13 protein-coding genes are annotated in these 15174 nt (G+C 68.1%); 3 read left to right on the top strand and 10 right to left on the bottom strand.

From position 1 onward, the window contains the following. Nucleotides 1-197 precede the first annotated feature (197 nt). The 6 genes from BM214_RS06810 to BM214_RS06785 all read right to left on the bottom strand — a co-directional run bounded on the left by BM214_RS06810 (nucleotide 198) and on the right by BM214_RS06785 (nucleotide 7673). Nucleotides 198-1265, bottom strand: a complete 1068-nt coding sequence (locus BM214_RS06810) for a porin (RefSeq protein WP_090484820.1) — start codon at nucleotides 1263-1265, stop codon at nucleotides 198-200. A gap of 200 nt (nucleotides 1266-1465) precedes the next feature. Then, nucleotides 1466-2320, bottom strand: coding sequence for a glycine betaine ABC transporter substrate-binding protein (locus tag BM214_RS06805; RefSeq protein ID WP_090484818.1), 855 nt, complete (start codon nucleotides 2318-2320; stop codon nucleotides 1466-1468). Nucleotides 2321-2361: 41 nt separating this feature from the next. After that, nucleotides 2362-3213, bottom strand: coding sequence for an ABC transporter permease (locus BM214_RS06800; RefSeq protein ID WP_090484816.1), 852 nt, complete (start codon nucleotides 3211-3213; stop codon nucleotides 2362-2364). 87 nt (nucleotides 3214-3300) lie between these two features. Continuing rightward, nucleotides 3301-4569: a quaternary amine ABC transporter ATP-binding protein gene (locus BM214_RS06795; protein ID WP_090484812.1), complete on the bottom strand. Its 1269-nt coding sequence runs from the start codon at nucleotides 4567-4569 to the stop codon at nucleotides 3301-3303. A 96-nt stretch (nucleotides 4570-4665) separates the two neighbouring features. Then, on the bottom strand, nucleotides 4666-6657 hold the full coding sequence (locus tag BM214_RS06790) for a BCCT family transporter (RefSeq protein WP_090484810.1): 1992 nt from the start codon (nucleotides 6655-6657) through the stop codon (nucleotides 4666-4668). A gap of 239 nt (nucleotides 6658-6896) precedes the next feature. Beyond that, on the bottom strand, nucleotides 6897-7673 hold the full coding sequence (locus tag BM214_RS06785) for an exodeoxyribonuclease III (RefSeq protein WP_090484808.1): 777 nt from the start codon (nucleotides 7671-7673) through the stop codon (nucleotides 6897-6899). 105 nt (nucleotides 7674-7778) lie between these two features. Between BM214_RS06785 and pyrE the strand changes: the two genes are divergently transcribed. Together pyrE and BM214_RS06775 are read left to right on the top strand one after the other, a co-directional pair. After that, nucleotides 7779-8423 carry an orotate phosphoribosyltransferase gene (pyrE, locus tag BM214_RS06780; protein ID WP_090484806.1) on the top strand — a complete coding sequence of 215 codons (645 nt, stop codon included), beginning with the start codon at nucleotides 7779-7781 and terminating at the stop codon, nucleotides 8421-8423. A 96-nt stretch (nucleotides 8424-8519) separates the two neighbouring features. Next, entirely contained in the window at nucleotides 8520-9140 is a 621-nt protein-coding gene (locus BM214_RS06775; RefSeq protein WP_244887881.1) for a DUF4124 domain-containing protein, read from the top strand. Nucleotides 9141-9152: 12 nt separating this feature from the next. On the opposite strand, the gene argB is transcribed toward BM214_RS06775, so the two are convergent. From argB to coaBC, 4 genes are all read right to left on the bottom strand, one after another. Then, nucleotides 9153-10043 (bottom strand): acetylglutamate kinase, encoded by an 891-nt coding sequence (gene argB, locus BM214_RS06770; protein WP_090484857.1) that lies wholly within the window; start codon nucleotides 10041-10043, stop codon nucleotides 9153-9155. Nucleotides 10044-10104: 61 nt separating this feature from the next. Further along, complete coding sequence (locus BM214_RS06765) at nucleotides 10105-11502, bottom strand: phosphomannomutase/phosphoglucomutase (protein WP_244887880.1); 1398 nt, start codon at nucleotides 11500-11502, stop codon at nucleotides 10105-10107. A gap of 303 nt (nucleotides 11503-11805) precedes the next feature. Then, entirely contained in the window at nucleotides 11806-12261 is a 456-nt protein-coding gene (gene dut, locus BM214_RS06760) for a dUTP diphosphatase (protein ID WP_090484804.1), read from the bottom strand. Between the two features lie 49 nt (nucleotides 12262-12310). Further along, complete coding sequence (gene coaBC, locus BM214_RS06755) at nucleotides 12311-13525, bottom strand: bifunctional phosphopantothenoylcysteine decarboxylase/phosphopantothenate--cysteine ligase CoaBC (RefSeq protein WP_090484802.1); 1215 nt, start codon at nucleotides 13523-13525, stop codon at nucleotides 12311-12313. 109 nt (nucleotides 13526-13634) lie between these two features. Here coaBC and BM214_RS06750 point away from each other — a divergent pair, with 109 nt between their 5' ends. Beyond that, nucleotides 13635-14945, top strand: a complete 1311-nt coding sequence (locus BM214_RS06750) for an MFS transporter (protein WP_090484800.1) — start codon at nucleotides 13635-13637, stop codon at nucleotides 14943-14945. Nucleotides 14946-15174 lie beyond the last annotated feature (229 nt).

Raw genomic sequence — 15174 nt, 5'->3', positions numbered from 1 at the left:
AGACCAAACGGATCATCGCGGCAACATCTGACGAGTACCGTGCTCACTTACTCGGACTCAAATAAGAATCAATCTCTATGTGCGATTGCCCTGGGCGGCCCCGGGACGGCGGCCCCAAAACGAGAAGGGGGCCCGCAGGCCCCCTGGTGCTGCGCCCGCCCCCGGGGGGGCGGGACGCGTGCCGGATGCGGCTTGGATCAGAAGTCGTAGCGCACCCCGGCGGCGAAGACCTGGCCGCCGCTGATATCGCCATAACCATTACTGGTTTCTGCACCGACGCCATACCAGTCACTTTTCCCACCACGCTCCTCGGTGATGGCGGCGGTCTCTTCCTCGGAGTAGTACTCGGCGAAGAGCTTCAGATCGGAGGTCATCTGGTAGTCGTAGCCCAGGTGATAGATGTTCTCGCCATAGTTCTCCACGTCCGCCAGCATCACCTTGAAGGTGTTCTTGCCCAGGGTGTAGCCGGCGTAGAGGTTCATGGCGGTATCGCCATCGGCGCCGTAGGCATCACCGTCGATGTCGCTGTCAAAGCGCTCGTACTTGGCCCCCAGGTACAGGTCGCCCATGGTGTGCCGGGCGGACAGGCCGAGGATCTTCTGATCCGAGGCACCGCCCAGGTCGTCCATGCCCACGGCCAGGGTGGTGTCGCCGAAGCTGTAGGAGCCGGTGAGCTGCAGGCGATCGTCCTCATCGCCATTGGCATCGGCGTTACCGTTGTCCGCGCTCCAGGCGAAGCCCATGGAGAAGCCGTTCATGTCCGGGCTGTAGTAGGCGACGGTGTCCTGGCGGCGGAAGGAGGTGTAGGTGGCAAAGCCGCTGTAGTAGGTGCTGAACATGTCCACCGGGTAGGCGATGGCGTTGTAGTACGGCATCCACATCTGCCCCACGGTGAGGGTACCGATATCCCCCTGCACGCCGATCTTGGCCACGCGCACATCGCGGCTCTGGCCACCGCTCTTGGAATCCTTGTCCTGATCCCAGGGGTCCTGGATCTTCTTGTTGGCCAGGTCCATGGGCAGTTCCAGCTTGCCGATGAGGGTGAGGCCGTCGGTGAGGGCGTAGTCGGCGTCGAAGCCGATGCGGGAGTAGGCGTCGCGCACGCCGGTGTAGGAGTCCAGCACCTCGTCCTTGTCGGGGCTGACGGATTCCACCTGCACGCGGGCGGAGCCGTAGAAGTCGAAGTTGACGCCCTGGGCCAGGGCGGTGGTCGGCAGCGCCAGGGCGGCGCCGACGGCGGAGGCGATCAAGGTCTTGCGATGCATGTTTTCTTTTCCTGAATGGATGGGTTGCGAAACGGGAAGGCACCGCGAAGGCCTTGACATGGCCCCGCGGCGCCGGGTCCCGGGTTCTTGGGCTTGCTGCAAACGGACACCGTCCCTGTCCTCGGACTGTCCTTCATGGCCGCGGCCGAAGGCCACGGCCGGGCGGCCCGACCCGCTCAGGGAAGGGCCGCCGGACAGGTTCAGGGGAGCCAGGTCTCCACCAGGTCGCGGTTCTCCTCGACCCAGCGCTGGGCGTTCTCGTAGGGATCACCGCCCTCCTGGTTCATCACCATCACCTCGGCCATCTGCTCCGGGGTCCAGTGGAAGTTGTCCAGGATGGCGTAGGCCTCGGGCATGTCCTCCTTCAGGCCCTTGCGCACGATGGTGTGGATGGTCTCCTCACCCCCATAGATGCCCTTGGGGTCCTCCAGGTACTTCAGGTCCCAACGGGCGAACTTCCAGTGGGGGGTCCAGCCGGTGACCACCACCCAGTCCTTCGTGCGGATGGCGTTGCCCAGGACGCTGGTCATGGTGGCGCCGGAGCCTTCCACCAGCTGCATGTCGTCCATGCCGTATGCCTCGATGGCCTTCTCGGTGGTGCTCATGATGCCCGCGCCGGGATCGATCCCGATGATCTGGTTGCCGAAGCGGTCGGCATGCTCGTTGAGCTCGGCGATGGAGTCGATGTCCACGTATTCGGGCACCACCAGGCCGATGCGGGTCCCCTCCAGGTTCGGCCCCAGGTCCACCACATCATCCTGGACACGTTTCAGGTAGTGGCCGTGGGTGGTGGGCAACCAGGCGGCCACGAAGGCATCCTGATCGCCACTGGCCACGGACTGCCACATGGCGGCGGCGCTGACGGAGGTGAGGCGCACATCATAGCCCGCCTCTTCCAACACCACGCGGATCACGTTGGTGCTGGCCACCTCACTGGACCATTCCACATAGGGCAGTTCGATGCGGCCCTTGTCGGCGGCCAGGGCACCCGCGGGCACACAGGCCAGGGCCAGGGCCATGCACATCCCGGTGAGCCGGCTCAGGGTCGTGTTCATTCGTCTTTTCATGGGTCTCTCTCCCTTCTGGGTTGAGGGTGTCACTGCTGCTTGCGCTTCTGCCCGATCCGCTGGGTGACGCGGTCGAGGATCATGGCCAGGATCACGATGGCGATCCCCGCCTCGAAGCCGTCCCCCGGCTGCAGACGCTGGATGGCGCGCCAGACCTCGCTGCCCAGGCCGCCGGCGCCGATCATGGCGGCGATCACCACCATGGACAGGGCCAGCATGATGGTCTGGTTGATGCCCGCCATGATGGTGGGCACCGCCAGGGGCAGCTGGACCTTGAACAGCTTCTGCCACCAGTTGGCGCCGAAGGCATCGGAGGCCTCCACCAGTTCTCCGGGCACCTGGCGGATGCCCAGGATGGTGAGGCGGATGGCCGGGGGCATGGAGAAGATCACCGTGGCGAACATGGCCGAGACCTGCCCGAGGCCGAAGAAGGGGATGGCGGGGATCAGATAGACGAAGGCGGGCATGGTCTGCATCAGGTCCAGGATGGGCATGATGAGCCGTTTGAAGCCGTCGGAGAGCCCGCCCAGGATCCCCAGGGGCAGGGCAATGGCCACCGCCACCGCGGTGGCGAAGAGCACCAGGGTGAGGGTCTCGATGGTGGCCTCCCAGAGCTGCAGGTTCCAAAGGAACAGCAGGCCCACGGCGGTGCCGATGCCCACGCGCCGCCCGGCGATCCACCAGGCAAAGGCGGCGATGAGGAGGATCACCACCCAGGGGGGCGGGAAGCTGAGGACCGCCACCACGGCCTCCACGCCGCCGCCGAGGACGGTGCTGATGCCCCGGGTCACCCCGGAGAAGGCCTGGGTCATCCATTCCAGGCTGGCGTCGATGTAGTCGGACAGGGGAAACTTGCCGACAAAGGGAAAATCCTGACTCATGGTAGGTTCATCCGCGCTGGTATCGATGGGTTACGGCGCCCGTCCCGGCCACGGGCCAAAGACGCACGCCGCCGCATGGCCGTGGGCTCAGGGGGCGGCGGATTCCGCCGGCGCCTTCTCGTCCCCGCCGCCTTCTCCGCCAGCGGCGTCGTCCTCCTGCTCCTCCCGGTCCGGCTGGTTATCGGCCAGGGCGGCCAGGACGTTGCTCTTGACGACGGTGCCCACGAGCCGGCCCTGGTCGTCCACCACCGGCACGGGGATGCGGGTGTCCGCCAGCATCTGGATCAGCGTGCTGATGGGCTCGTCGGGCTTCACCGGCTGATGGTCCCGCTGGATCAGACCCTCGATGGTCTTTTCCTTGCGCTTGATGGCCTCGGCGGCGTCATCGGCCCAGATATAGCCCTCCAGGGTGCCATCCCGCTGCACCACGAAGGAGCAGTAGAAGCTCTCCTGCTCCATGCGCCGCAGGGCGATACGGGGGCCGTCCTTGGGGGAGGCCAGCACCGGGGCGTCGCGCATGATGGCCCCGGCGGTGAGCACCTGGGTCTTGTCCACGTCCTCGACAAAGCGCTCCACGTAGCGGCTGGCGGGGGAGCTGAGGATCTCCTCTGGGGTGCCGATCTGCACCACGTAGCCGTCCTTCATGAGCACGATCCGGTCCCCCAGGCGCAGGGCCTCGTCCAGGTCATGGGTGATGAAGACGATGGTCTTCTTCATCCGCGCCTGCAGGTTCAGCAGTTCGTTCTGCATGTCACGGCGGATGAGGGGGTCCAGGGCGCTGAAGGCCTCGTCCATGAGCAGGATGTCCGGGTCCGCCGCCAGGGCCCGGGCCAGGCCCACGCGCTGCTGCATACCGCCGGAGAGCTGCGAGGGATAGGCGTTCTCCCAGCCGTCCAGCCCCACCAGCTCCAGGGCCTCCAGGGCCTTCTCACGGCGCTCGTTCTGCGTGGTACCCCGGATCTCCAGCCCGAAGGCGGTGTTGTCCAAGATGGTGCGGTGGGGGAACAGGGCGAAGTTCTGGAAGACCATGCCGAACTTGCGCCGCCGGCGCTCCAGCAAGTCCTTCTGATTCAATTGGAGGATATCCTCGCCATCGATCAGCACCTGACCGCCGGAGGGTTCGATGAGCCGGTTGAGGCAGCGGATGAGGGTGGACTTGCCGCAGCCACTGAGACCCATCACCACCAGGATCTCCCCCTGGTCCACGTCGAAGTTCACGTCGTGGATGCCCACGGTCTGCCCCGTGCGCTGCTGGATCTCCTTGCGGCCGAGCCCCTGCTCCAAGAGCTCGAAGGCCTGCTCGGGATGGTCCCCGAAGATCTTGGTAACGTTCTTGACCTGGATTTTCGGTTGCAAGTTCTGTCCTGCCCGGGCCTTAGCGGCCCCATGATGGGTGATGGTCCACACCGCGGCGGGCCTAGCCCGCCGCGGCACCTGCGTTTCGTTGCGTGCTCAACGCACGGCGTCGAGGAAGTGCATATGCCGTTCGTAGTGCTCGAGCACGTCGTTGATCAGGGCCTCCTGACTCCAGCCCATGACGTCGTAGTCCTGACCGCCCTCGCCCAGGTGCACCTCGGCGCGGAAGTACTTCAGGTTCTGGGCACGCCGGGCGCCGGTGTCGCGCATGACGAAGCTGGGCGGCTCGTAGGCCCGGGGACGCACGGAGTAGAAGAAATCGATCTCCTCGCCGTGGCGCACCTCCACCCAGCAGCGGCCGTCCTCACCCTCCCCCACCTGGGCATCCAGCTTCTGCTTGCGCAACTCCTCGGCCACGGCGGTGAGGGCGGGCTTGACCGTCTCCTGGATGAAGCGCAGCACCTCGTTGCGCTTGGGCTGGTGCACGATGGAGCGCAGCCGCCGCTGCCAGGAGACGGGGGCGTGGGGGCTCACCGGTGACACCCGGGACTCCAGCAGGGTCACCTTCTTGAGGTGGTCCAGGTGCAGCGCCTTGAGCAGCCCCCAGGCCATGAAGATCATGATCACGGTGAACGGCAGGGCGCTGGCGATGGTGGCCGTCTGCAGGGCCGAGAGCCCGCCGGCGATGAGCAGCACGGAGGCCACCACCCCCTCCAGCAGGGCCCAGAAGATGCGCTGCCAGGTGGGGGAGTCCTCACGGCCGCCGGAGGTGAGGATGTCCACCACCAGGGAACCGGAGTCGGAGGAGGTGACGAAGAAGGTCACCACCAGGAGCGTGGCCACCACGGCGGTGATGCTGGAGAGGGGCATCTGCTCGAGGAACTGAAAGAGGGCCACCGAGGTATCCGCGGCCACGGCATCCGCCAGTTGCGTGATCCCCTGCTCCATGATCATGTGCAGCGCGGTGTTGCCGAAGAAGGTCATCCACATGATGGTGAAACCCACCGGCACGAACAGTACACCGAAGGTGAACTCCCGCAGGGTGCGTCCCCGGGAGACCCGGGCGATGAACATGCCCACGAACGGCGCCCAGGCGATCCACCAGCCCCAGTAGAACAACGTCCAGCCCCCGATCCAGTCCGTGGGTTCGTAGGCGTAGAGATTGAAGGTCATGCTGAACAGGTTGGAGATGTAGCTTCCCGTGTTCTGCACCAGGGTCTGCAGCAGGTAGACCGTGGGCCCGAAGATGAGCACGAAGGCCAGAAGCCCCACCGCCAGGAGGATGTTCAGCTCCGAGAGGCGGCGGATGCCGCCGTCCAGCCCCAGCACCACGGAGATGGTGGCCAGCACGGTGATGATGGCGATGAGCACCACCTGCACCGAGACCACATTGGGGACATCAAAGAGGTAGTTCAGGCCGGAGTTGATCTGGGTCGCCCCCAGGCCCAGGGAGGTGGCCACGCCGAAGAGGGTGCCCAGAACGGCGAAGGTGTCCACCGTATGGCCGATACCGCCATGGATGCGGTCCCCCAGCAGGGGATAGAGGGCTGAGCGCACGGTCAGAGGCAGGCCGTGACGGAAGGCGAAATAAGCCAGTGAAGCGGCCACCACGGCATAGATGGCCCAGGCATGCATCCCCCAGTGGAAGAGGGTGATGCTCATGGCCTGGCGCGCCGCCTCCACGGTCTCGCCGCTGCCCGTGGGGGGCGAGGTGTAGTGCATCACCGGCTCGGCGACGCCGAAGAACATGAGCCCGATGCCCATGCCGGCGGAGAAGAGCATGGCGAACCAGGACAGGTAACTGTAGTCGGGCTGGCTGTGATCGGGGCCCAGCTTGATGCCGCCATAGGAGGAGACGGCGAGGGCGACCATGAAGATCACAAAACCCGCCACCGAAAGGACATAGAACCAGCCCATGGTGTCGGAGATCCAGGACTGGGTGGCCTGGAACACGCTGCCGGCCAGGTCCGTGAAGATGGCGGCGAAGACCACCAGCACCAGGATCAGGGCGGCCGATGCGATGAAGACCGGCGGATTGACCTGCATCCGGGGTCGCTTCTCCGGTGACGATTTGTTGGGATCGGCCATGGGTCCTCCGAGTATGGGCGGCTCAAGGGGCGCTGTACCGCCCCCTCCGGGTCCTCATCTGAGGCGTCTCCCCCTCCCGCGATGGCCTAGAACCGCATCGGGCGGTTGCCCCGGGACCCCTTCCCGGATGGCAATAGACCGCCCCAGGAGGCAGGGCGACGTTTTTCGTGAACGCAAAAACTTAACATAAGTCCAACAGTTCAGGCGAATTGTGCCCCTGGGCCGGCCCGCAAGCCAGCTCAGGACACCGGGACATCGTAGTCCATGACCACCGGGGCATGGTCGGAGAAACGGTCCGCCCGGTGCACGAAGGCCGCCCGCGCCCGCTGCGCCATGCCGGGGGTGGTCACTTGATAGTCTAGACGCCATCCCACATTTTTCGACCAGGCCTGACCCCGGTGGGACCACCAGGTGTACTCCTCCGGCGCCTGCACCAGGCGGCGGAAGGCATCCACCCAGCCCACCTCCTCGAACAGGGTGTCCAGCCATGCCCGCTCCTCCTGCAGGAAGCCGGAATGCCTCTGGTTGCTGCGCCAGTTGCGCAGGTCGATGGGGCGATGGGCGATATTCCAATCCCCGCACAGGACGTACTCCCGGCCACTGGCCCGGGCCTGGCGCAGGCGTTCCATGAACAGGTCCAGGAAGCGGTACTTGGCCGCCTGGCGCACCTCCCCGGAAGAGCCGGAGGGCACGTAGACCGAGGCCACGGAGAGCCCGCCGAAGCGGGCCTCCAGGTAGCGGGCCTCCGGGTCGAAGTCCTCCGAGCCCAGCCCCGCGATGACCTCATCCGGCGGCCGCCGGCAGTACAGGGCCACACCGCTGTAGCCCTTCTTCTGCGCGTCGAGGTAGGTGCAGTGGTAGCCCCGGGGGTGGAAGATCTCATCCTCCAGCTGATGCACCTGGGCCTTGGTCTCCTGGATGCAGACCACGTCCGCCCCCTGGGCCTGGAGCCACTGGAAGAAGCCCTTGCGGGCGGCGGAACGGATGCCATTGGCGTTGAAATTGACGATGCGCATGACCTCGGGGATCGCTGGGGGTGACCCGATGAAGCTACCACATGGCCCCGAGGACGGAAGCGCAAGCGCTTGTCCCCTGGGCCGCATCCTTGTAACTTCCCGTGCATGAACACCTATCGCACCGAATTCCTGCAATTCTGCCTGGAGCGCGGCGTACTGCGCTTTGGCCGCTTCACCCTCAAGTCCGGCCGGGTGAGCCCCTATTTCTTCAATGCCGGCCTGTTCAACACCGGCAGGGATCTGGCCCGCCTGGGGGCCTTCTACGCCCGCGCGCTGGTGGACTCCGGCATGCAGGTGGACACCCTCTTCGGCCCCGCCTACAAGGGCATCCCCCTGGTGGCCGCCACCGCCATGGCCCTGGCCCGGGAGCACGACCGGGACTATCCCTACTGCTTCAACCGCAAGGAGGCCAAGGACCACGGCGAGGGGGGCAACCTGGTGGGGGCACCGCTGCAGGGGCGCGTGCTCATCGTGGACGACGTCATCACCGCCGGCACCGCCATCCGCGAGTCGGTGGAGCTGATCCGCGCCGCCGGGGCGGAACCCGCCGGGGTGCTCATCGCCCTGGACCGCCAGGAGCGGGGGCAGGGGGCCCTCTCGGCCATCCAGGAGGCGGAACGGGATCTGGGGGTGCGCGTGCACGCCATCGCCACCCTGACGGACCTGGAGGCCTTCCTGCACGAACTCCCGGACATGGAGGAACACCGCGCCGCGGTGGAGGCCTACCGCAGGGAATACGGGGTGGCCTGAACGCCGCCCGGGGCGCCCAGGGCCGGGAAGCAGACCGCAGGAAGCGGAGACGTCGTATCCCAGACAACGGGCCATCCCGGGCCCGAGGAGGCCGCCATGCCCATTCAGCCCCTTCCCCTCGGCAGCGCACACCGTCATGGCCCGCCCATCCTCCTGCTGATCCTTGCGGCCATCCTGCCGGCGGCGGCCTGCGGGGAGATCTACCGCTGGGTGGACGAGGACGGGCAGGTGCACATGAGCGACACCCCGCCCTCCGATGTGACCCGTTTCGACCGCGAGGTGATCGACCGCCGCGGCCTGGTGAGGGAACGCCGGGAGGCGCCCCCCAGTGCCGCGGAACGCGAGGCCCGTGCCGCCGAGGAGGCCCGCCTTCGCGCCGAGGAGGAGGCGGCGGCCCGGCAGGCGGAGGCGGACCGCATCCTGCTGCAGAGCTTTGGCTCGGAGCGGGAGCTGATCCACACGCGGGATGACCGCCTCGCCCTCATCGATTCCGAGCTGGTCCTGCTGCGGGAACGGCTGGAGGAACTGCGCCAGGAACGGGAACGTTTACGCAGCGAGGGGGACATGGCCCAGGCCGACGCCCTGGAGGAGCGCATCCGCGCCCATCAGGCGCGCCTGGAGGAGCAACGGGCGCAGCGGGAGCGGATCGAACAGCGATTCCGGCACGACCTGGAACGCCTGCGCACGCTGCGCGCCCGACAGGAGGACGCCCCGTAACGGGGCTGCACCTCACCCGGTGATGAGGGTCCCCACCCCCTTGTCCGTCAACAGCTCCAGCATCACCGCGTGGCTCACCCGGCCATCGATGATATGGGCGCTGCGCACCCCCGACTTCACCGCATCCAGGGCGCACTGGATCTTGGGGATCATGCCGCCGTGGATCACCCCGGAGGCGATGAGTTCGTCCACCTGGCGGGCGGAGAGCCCGGTGAGCAGGTGGCCCTCGTCGTCCAGCACCCCGGCGGTGTTGGTGAGCAGGATCAGCTTCTCCGCGTTGAGCACTGCGGCCATCTTGCCCGCCACCAGGTCGGCGTTGATGTTGTAGGCGGCCCCGTCCTCACCCACGCCCACCGGGGCGATCACCGGGATGAAGTCCCCCGAATCCAGCATATGCACCACCGCCGGGTCGATGGAGGCCACCTCCCCCACATGCCCCAGGTCGATGATCTCCGAGGCCTCCGGGTCGTCGGCCGCCCCGCGGCGGTGGCTCAGGCGCCGGGCCCGGATCAAGCCCCCATCCTTGCCCGTGAGCCCCACGGCACGCCCGCCGAACTGGTTGATGAGGTTGACGATCTCCTTGTTCACCAACCCCCCCAGCACCATCTGCACCACATCCATGGTCTCCCGGTCCGTCACCCGCAGGCCGTCCACGAAGCGGGACTCCTTGCCCAGCTGATCCAACATACGGCCGATCTGGGGACCACCGCCGTGCACCACCACCGGATTCATGCCCACCTGCTTGAGCAGCACGATGTCCCGGGCGAAACCGCGCTTGAGTTCCTCATCCACCATGGCATTGCCGCCGTACTTGATCACCAGGGTCTTGCGGGAGAACCGCTGGATATAGGGCAGCGCCTCGGTCAGCACCCGGGCGATGGTGTGCGCGCTGGTGTGTTCCATGGCGGTGGGTTCGGACATGGGGATCGTTCTCCAGTGGATCAGGGGGTTGTGGGAAACGCCCTCAAAAGGGCAGCGCCAGCGCCGGATCCAGGGCCCGCAGGCGGTCCCGGAACAGGGCCTGCACGCGGGCCAGGGCCTCGGGGGTGTCCGCCTCGAAGCGCAGGGTCAGGCAGGGGGTGGTGTTGGATGCCCGCACCAGCCCCCAACCGTCGGCGAACTCCAGCCGCAGACCGTCCAGACGCAGGACCCGACCGTCCTTTGGATCGGGGTCCGCCAGGAGCCGCTGCATGAGGGCATCCCGGGCCGCCTCACCGCCGGCGGGGCGCACCAGGATCTCCGGCGTGTGGCAAGACCGGGGCAGGGAGTCGAAGACCCGCGCCGGCGGCTGCGCCTGCCGCGACAGCCACTCCAGCAGCCGCGCACCGGCATAGAGGGCGTCATCCACCCCCAGCCAGCGGTCCCGGAAGAAGACATGACCGCTCATCTCCCCCGCCAGCAGGGCCCCGGTGGCCTCCATGCGGGCCTTGAGCAGGGAATGGCCGGTGCAACTCATCACGGGGTGCCCCCCCAGCCTGGCCACCTCCTCGCCCAGGTGACGGGAGGATTTTACATCAAACACCACCGTGGCCCCCGGATGCCGGGCCAGGACATCCCGTGCGAGGCACATCATGAGGCGGTCGGGCCAGTGGATGCGGCCCTCCCCGTCCACCACCCCGAGCCGGTCCCCGTCGCCGTCGAAGGCCAGCCCCAGGTCCGCCCCCACCGCTTGCACCTTTTGCGCCAGGTCCGCCAGGTTCTCCGGCCGGGACGGGTCCGGATGGTGATGGGGAAAGCGCCCATCCACGCGGCAGAACAGGGGCGTCACGCGACAACCCATACGCTCGAAGAGGACCGGCGCCAGCTCCGAGGCGGCCCCGTTGCCACAATCCACCACCACCGACAGGGGCCGCGCCAGACGGATATCGGTGCATAGCCGCTGCAGATACCCCGGCACCACCTCCAGGGGCTCGACCCCGCCGCCGGGGGCGGTGGGCAGCGGGCCCGACTCGATGCGCCGGCGCAGCCCCTGCACCGTCTCCCAGTGCAGGGTGCGCCCCGCCAGCATGAGCTTGAATCCATTGTACTGCGGCGGGTTGTGGCTGCCGGTGACCATGATCCCGTTGCCCCCCGCCCGTTCCAGGGCGGCATACCAGGTCACCGGGGTGGGCACGCAGCCCAGGGCCAGCACCCGCAACCCGCAGGCCGTCAGCCCCCGGATCAGGGCCGCCTCCAGCTCCGGGCTGGACAGGCGCCCGTCCCTCCCTACGGCCACCTCCCGGATCCCCCGCTCCCGGGCCTTTGCCCCGAAGGCCCGGCCCACGGCCCCGGCGGCGGCGGCATCCAGCCCCCCCGGCCCCACCTCACCGCGGATGTCGTAGGCGCGAAACAGGGTTGCGGGCACTCCGGAAGGCTCCATCATGCCCCCCTCCCCACCGGGAAGGCGGTGCCCAAGCCTGCAGGGAGAAACCCACTGCAGCCACACCGTCGGGGGGCGGGTCGCCCGGAGGCGGGTGTGCGCCGCAGGGAAGCGGCGCGCAAGCCTGCAGGGAGAAATCCACTGCCGCCGCGCCGTCGGGGGGCGGGTCGCCCGGAGGTGGGTGTGCGCCGCAGGGAAGCGGCGCGCAAGCCTACAGGGAGGTATGCACGGCGTCCCGCCGCAGGGCGACCCGCCCCCCGACGGCCCCACAGACACCCCCCAAGATGGCGCCCACTCAACACCGCCTCAGAGGCGCCCGGAAGAACCAAACCCCCCTTCACCGCGCTCGCTCTCCTCGAAATCCTCCACCACCCGGAACCGGGGTTGCACCACCGGCACCACCACCATCTGGGCGATGCGCTCCCCCGGTTCCACCACCACCGTCCGCGCCCCCCGGTTCCAGCAGGAGACCATCAACGGGCCCTGGTAGTCGGAATCGATCAACCCCACCAGATTGCCCAGGACGATGCCCTGGCGATGCCCCAGCCCGGACCGGGGCAGCACCATGGCCGCCAGCCCCGGATCGGCGATGTGCATGGCGATGCCGGTGGGGATCAGTTCCGCCTGCCCCGGATGCAACTCCAAAGGGCCGTCCAGGCAGGCCCGCAGGTCCACCCCGGCGGAACCGGCGGTGGCCGGCTCCGGCAACGGGAATTCACGGCCCACCCGGGGGTCCAGGATGCGGATATCGATGGTCTGCATGTACGCTCTCGAAACGGGAAAGGGATCGGTGATGCACAAGTCGGCCGCATCAGGCAGGGCCTGGATTCCGGCCGGCCGCCTCCATGCGCCGGGCCACCAGCGCCACCAGCGCCCGGGCCAGGGCCGTCTTGGGTTGACGCCCCAGGCTGGTGCCGCCGCCGGGCCACAGCACCTCCAGGGCGTTCTCCTCGGCATCGAAGCCCCTTCCTGCGGAGACATCGTTGGCGGCGATCATGTCCAGCCCCTTGGCCTCCAGCTTGGCCCGGGCGTGGCGCTCCAGGTCCCCGGTCTCCGCCGCAAAGCCCACGGTGAAAGGGGCATCCGGGCGGGCCGCCACCTCCGCCAGGATGTCGGGGTTGCGCACCAGGCGCAGCTCCAGGATATCGGCGCGCTTCTTGATCTTCTCCAAGGCGGGCTCCGCCACCCGGTAGTCCGCCACCGCCGCGGTGGAGATGAAGACCTCCGCCTGCGCCACCCGTTCCATCACCGCCGCGTGCATCTCCAGGGCGGTCTCCACGGCCACCCGCTCCACCCCCGGAGGGGATGGCAGCGCCACGGGACCGCTCACCAGGCACACCCGCGCCCCGGCGGCGGCGGCGGCCGCGGCCACGGCATAGCCCATGCGCCCGGAACTGCGGTTGCCCACAAAGCGCACCGGGTCCACCGGCTCGCGGGTGGGACCGGCGGTGATCAGGACCCGCCGGCCCGCCAAGGGGCCGTCCGTGAACCGCTCCCGCAGCGCGGCCACCAGTTCCCCCGGCTCCAGCATGCGCCCCGCCCCCTCCTCGCCGCAGGCCTGCCCCCCCGAGGCGGGGCCCAGCAGGTGCACACCGCGCCCGACGAGACACTGGGCATTGGCCCGGGTGGCGGCATGGGCCCACATGGCCCGGTTCATGGCCGGGGCCAGACACACCGGGGCCTCGGTGGCCAGGCAAAGGGTGGTGAGCAGATCGTCGGCCATGCCCTGGGCCAGGCGGGCCATGAGATCCGCCGTGGCCGGGGCCACCAGCACGCAATCGGCCCAGCGGGCCAGCTCAATGTGATCCATACCCGCCTCGGCCCCGGCGTCGAAGGCGGAGAGGCGCACGGGATGACCCGACAGGGCCTGGAAGGTGAGGGGGGCCACGAACTCCGCCGCCCGTGGGGTCATCACCACCCGCACCCGGGCGCCGGCGTCCATGAGACGGCGCACCAGGTCGCAACTCTTGTAGGCGGCGATCCCCGCGGAGACCCCCAACAGGATGTGTTTTCCGGTCAATGGCATGGCGGAATTCTACACCCTCGTTCCACGCAGGGGGCAGTCCCGCTGCCATAGCAGGGGACGGGCGGACCCGGGTACCATGCCCACCGGTTGCATCGCAAAAGGACCCCCCATGCCCACCGTGGACCCCCGGCGCTTCGTGCGCATCCGCTGGACCATCTACGCCGTACTGGTGGCCGCCTACATGCTGGTCTTCTTCCACCGCTTCGCCCCCGGGGTGGTCTCCGGCGAGCTGGCCGCGGCCTTCGGCACCAGCGCCGCCACCCTGGGGTCCCTCTCGGCCATGTACTTCTATATCTATACCGCCATGCAGATGCCCGCCGGGGTGCTGGCGGATACCCTGGGCTCCCGCCTATCGGTCACCATGGGCAACCTGGTGGCGGGCCTGGGGTCGGTGCTGTTCGGGCTGGCGGACGACCTGGCCGCGGCCAGCCTGGGACGCTTCCTCGTGGGGCTGGGGGTGTCGGTGGTCTTCGTCGGGCTGATGAAGAGCAACAGCGTTTGGTTCAGCGAGCGGCGCTACGGCACCATCAGCGGCCTCACCCTGCTGCTGGGCAATGTCGGCGCCATCGCCGCAACGGGGCCCCTGGCCCTGATGCTGCTATGGGTGGACTGGCGCAGCCTGTTCGTCGTCCTGGGGGCCGCGGCCATGGTCCTGGCCCTGCTCTCCTGGTGGCTGGTGCGGGACCGGCCCGAACAACTGGGCTTCCCCTCGGTGCGGGAGATGGAAGGACTGCCACCCCACGCCCCCCGGCAGCAGCACTGGCTGCGGGACCTGCGGGCGGTGCTGGCCAACCGCCGCCTGTGGCCGGGCTTTTTCTATGACCTGGGCATCACCGGCAGCCTGTTCGGCATGCTGGGGCTGTGGGCCGTGCCCCTGATGCGGGACGTGCACGGCCTGGGCCGGGGTGAGGCCTCGTTGTATACCACCGCCGGCACCGTCGCCTTCGCCGCTGGCTGCCTGCTGGCGGGCCATGTCTCCGACCGCCTGGGACGGCGCCGTCCAGTGCTGCAGACGGGCGCCCTGCTCTACCTGGCCATGTGCCTGGCCCTGCTCTTTTTGCCCTGGGGCCCGGGCTTCACGGGCCTGACCCTGTTCACGCTCATGGGCCTGGCGGCGGGGAGTTTTGTGGTGGCCTACGCCCATGCCAAGGAGGTGACCGCGCCCTCCCTCTCGGGCATGGCCATCGCCCTGGTGAACACCGGGCTCTTTCTGGGGGCGGCCCTGTTCCAGCCCCTGTTTGGCTGGGTGATGGACCTGGGCTGGGACGGCAGCCTCTCCGCCGCCGGGGTACCGGTCTACGGCCCACAGGACTATCAACGCGGCCTGTGGCTGCTCACCGGCTTTGCCGCCCTGGCCACCGTGGCCTCCTGGCGACTGGTGGAAACCGGCTGTCGGAATGTAACCCGCAGTGGTCCATGAAATTGCATCATCCGGACATAAAAATGGAGCACCATTTCACATCATGGGAGCGGGTGCTAAGCTAGCCACCCAGACCTGTCAATGCTTCGTGCAATGTGGGTAGTCCGTGCTGACGTGGAACACCACGGACACCCACCGTGGATGCCGGAACCGAACCCCGACCGCCAATGAAACATCAAGCGCCGAGAACCCATTCTATGCCCGCTCGACACCACGCCCGCAAAACCGG

Origin of the sequence: Ectothiorhodospira mobilis (assembly GCF_900114895.1) — a bacterium.
GTDB classification, from domain to species: domain Bacteria; phylum Pseudomonadota; class Gammaproteobacteria; order Ectothiorhodospirales; family Ectothiorhodospiraceae; genus Ectothiorhodospira; species Ectothiorhodospira mobilis_A.
Note: the sequence above shows the minus strand (reverse complement) of the source record. Positions and strands in the feature narration are given on the sequence as shown.

Coding starts and splice junctions, on each gene's coding strand:
- pyrE (WP_090484806.1), top strand. CDS start 7,779: ATGAACACCTATCGCACCGAATTCCTGCAATTCTGCCTGGAGCGCGGC.
- BM214_RS06765 (WP_244887880.1), bottom strand. CDS start 11,502: ATGATGGAGCCTTCCGGAGTGCCCGCAACCCTGTTTCGCGCCTACGAC.
- BM214_RS06800 (WP_090484816.1), bottom strand. CDS start 3,213: ATGAGTCAGGATTTTCCCTTTGTCGGCAAGTTTCCCCTGTCCGACTAC.
- BM214_RS06750 (WP_090484800.1), top strand. CDS start 13,635: ATGCCCACCGTGGACCCCCGGCGCTTCGTGCGCATCCGCTGGACCATC.
- BM214_RS06785 (WP_090484808.1), bottom strand. CDS start 7,673: ATGCGCATCGTCAATTTCAACGCCAATGGCATCCGTTCCGCCGCCCGC.
- BM214_RS06805 (WP_090484818.1), bottom strand. CDS start 2,320: ATGAACACGACCCTGAGCCGGCTCACCGGGATGTGCATGGCCCTGGCC.
- argB (WP_090484857.1), bottom strand. CDS start 10,043: ATGGAACACACCAGCGCGCACACCATCGCCCGGGTGCTGACCGAGGCG.
- BM214_RS06810 (WP_090484820.1), bottom strand. CDS start 1,265: ATGCATCGCAAGACCTTGATCGCCTCCGCCGTCGGCGCCGCCCTGGCG.
- coaBC (WP_090484802.1), bottom strand. CDS start 13,525: ATGCCATTGACCGGAAAACACATCCTGTTGGGGGTCTCCGCGGGGATC.
- BM214_RS06790 (WP_090484810.1), bottom strand. CDS start 6,657: ATGGCCGATCCCAACAAATCGTCACCGGAGAAGCGACCCCGGATGCAG.
- BM214_RS06775 (WP_244887881.1), top strand. CDS start 8,520: ATGCCCATTCAGCCCCTTCCCCTCGGCAGCGCACACCGTCATGGCCCG.
- dut (WP_090484804.1), bottom strand. CDS start 12,261: ATGCAGACCATCGATATCCGCATCCTGGACCCCCGGGTGGGCCGTGAA.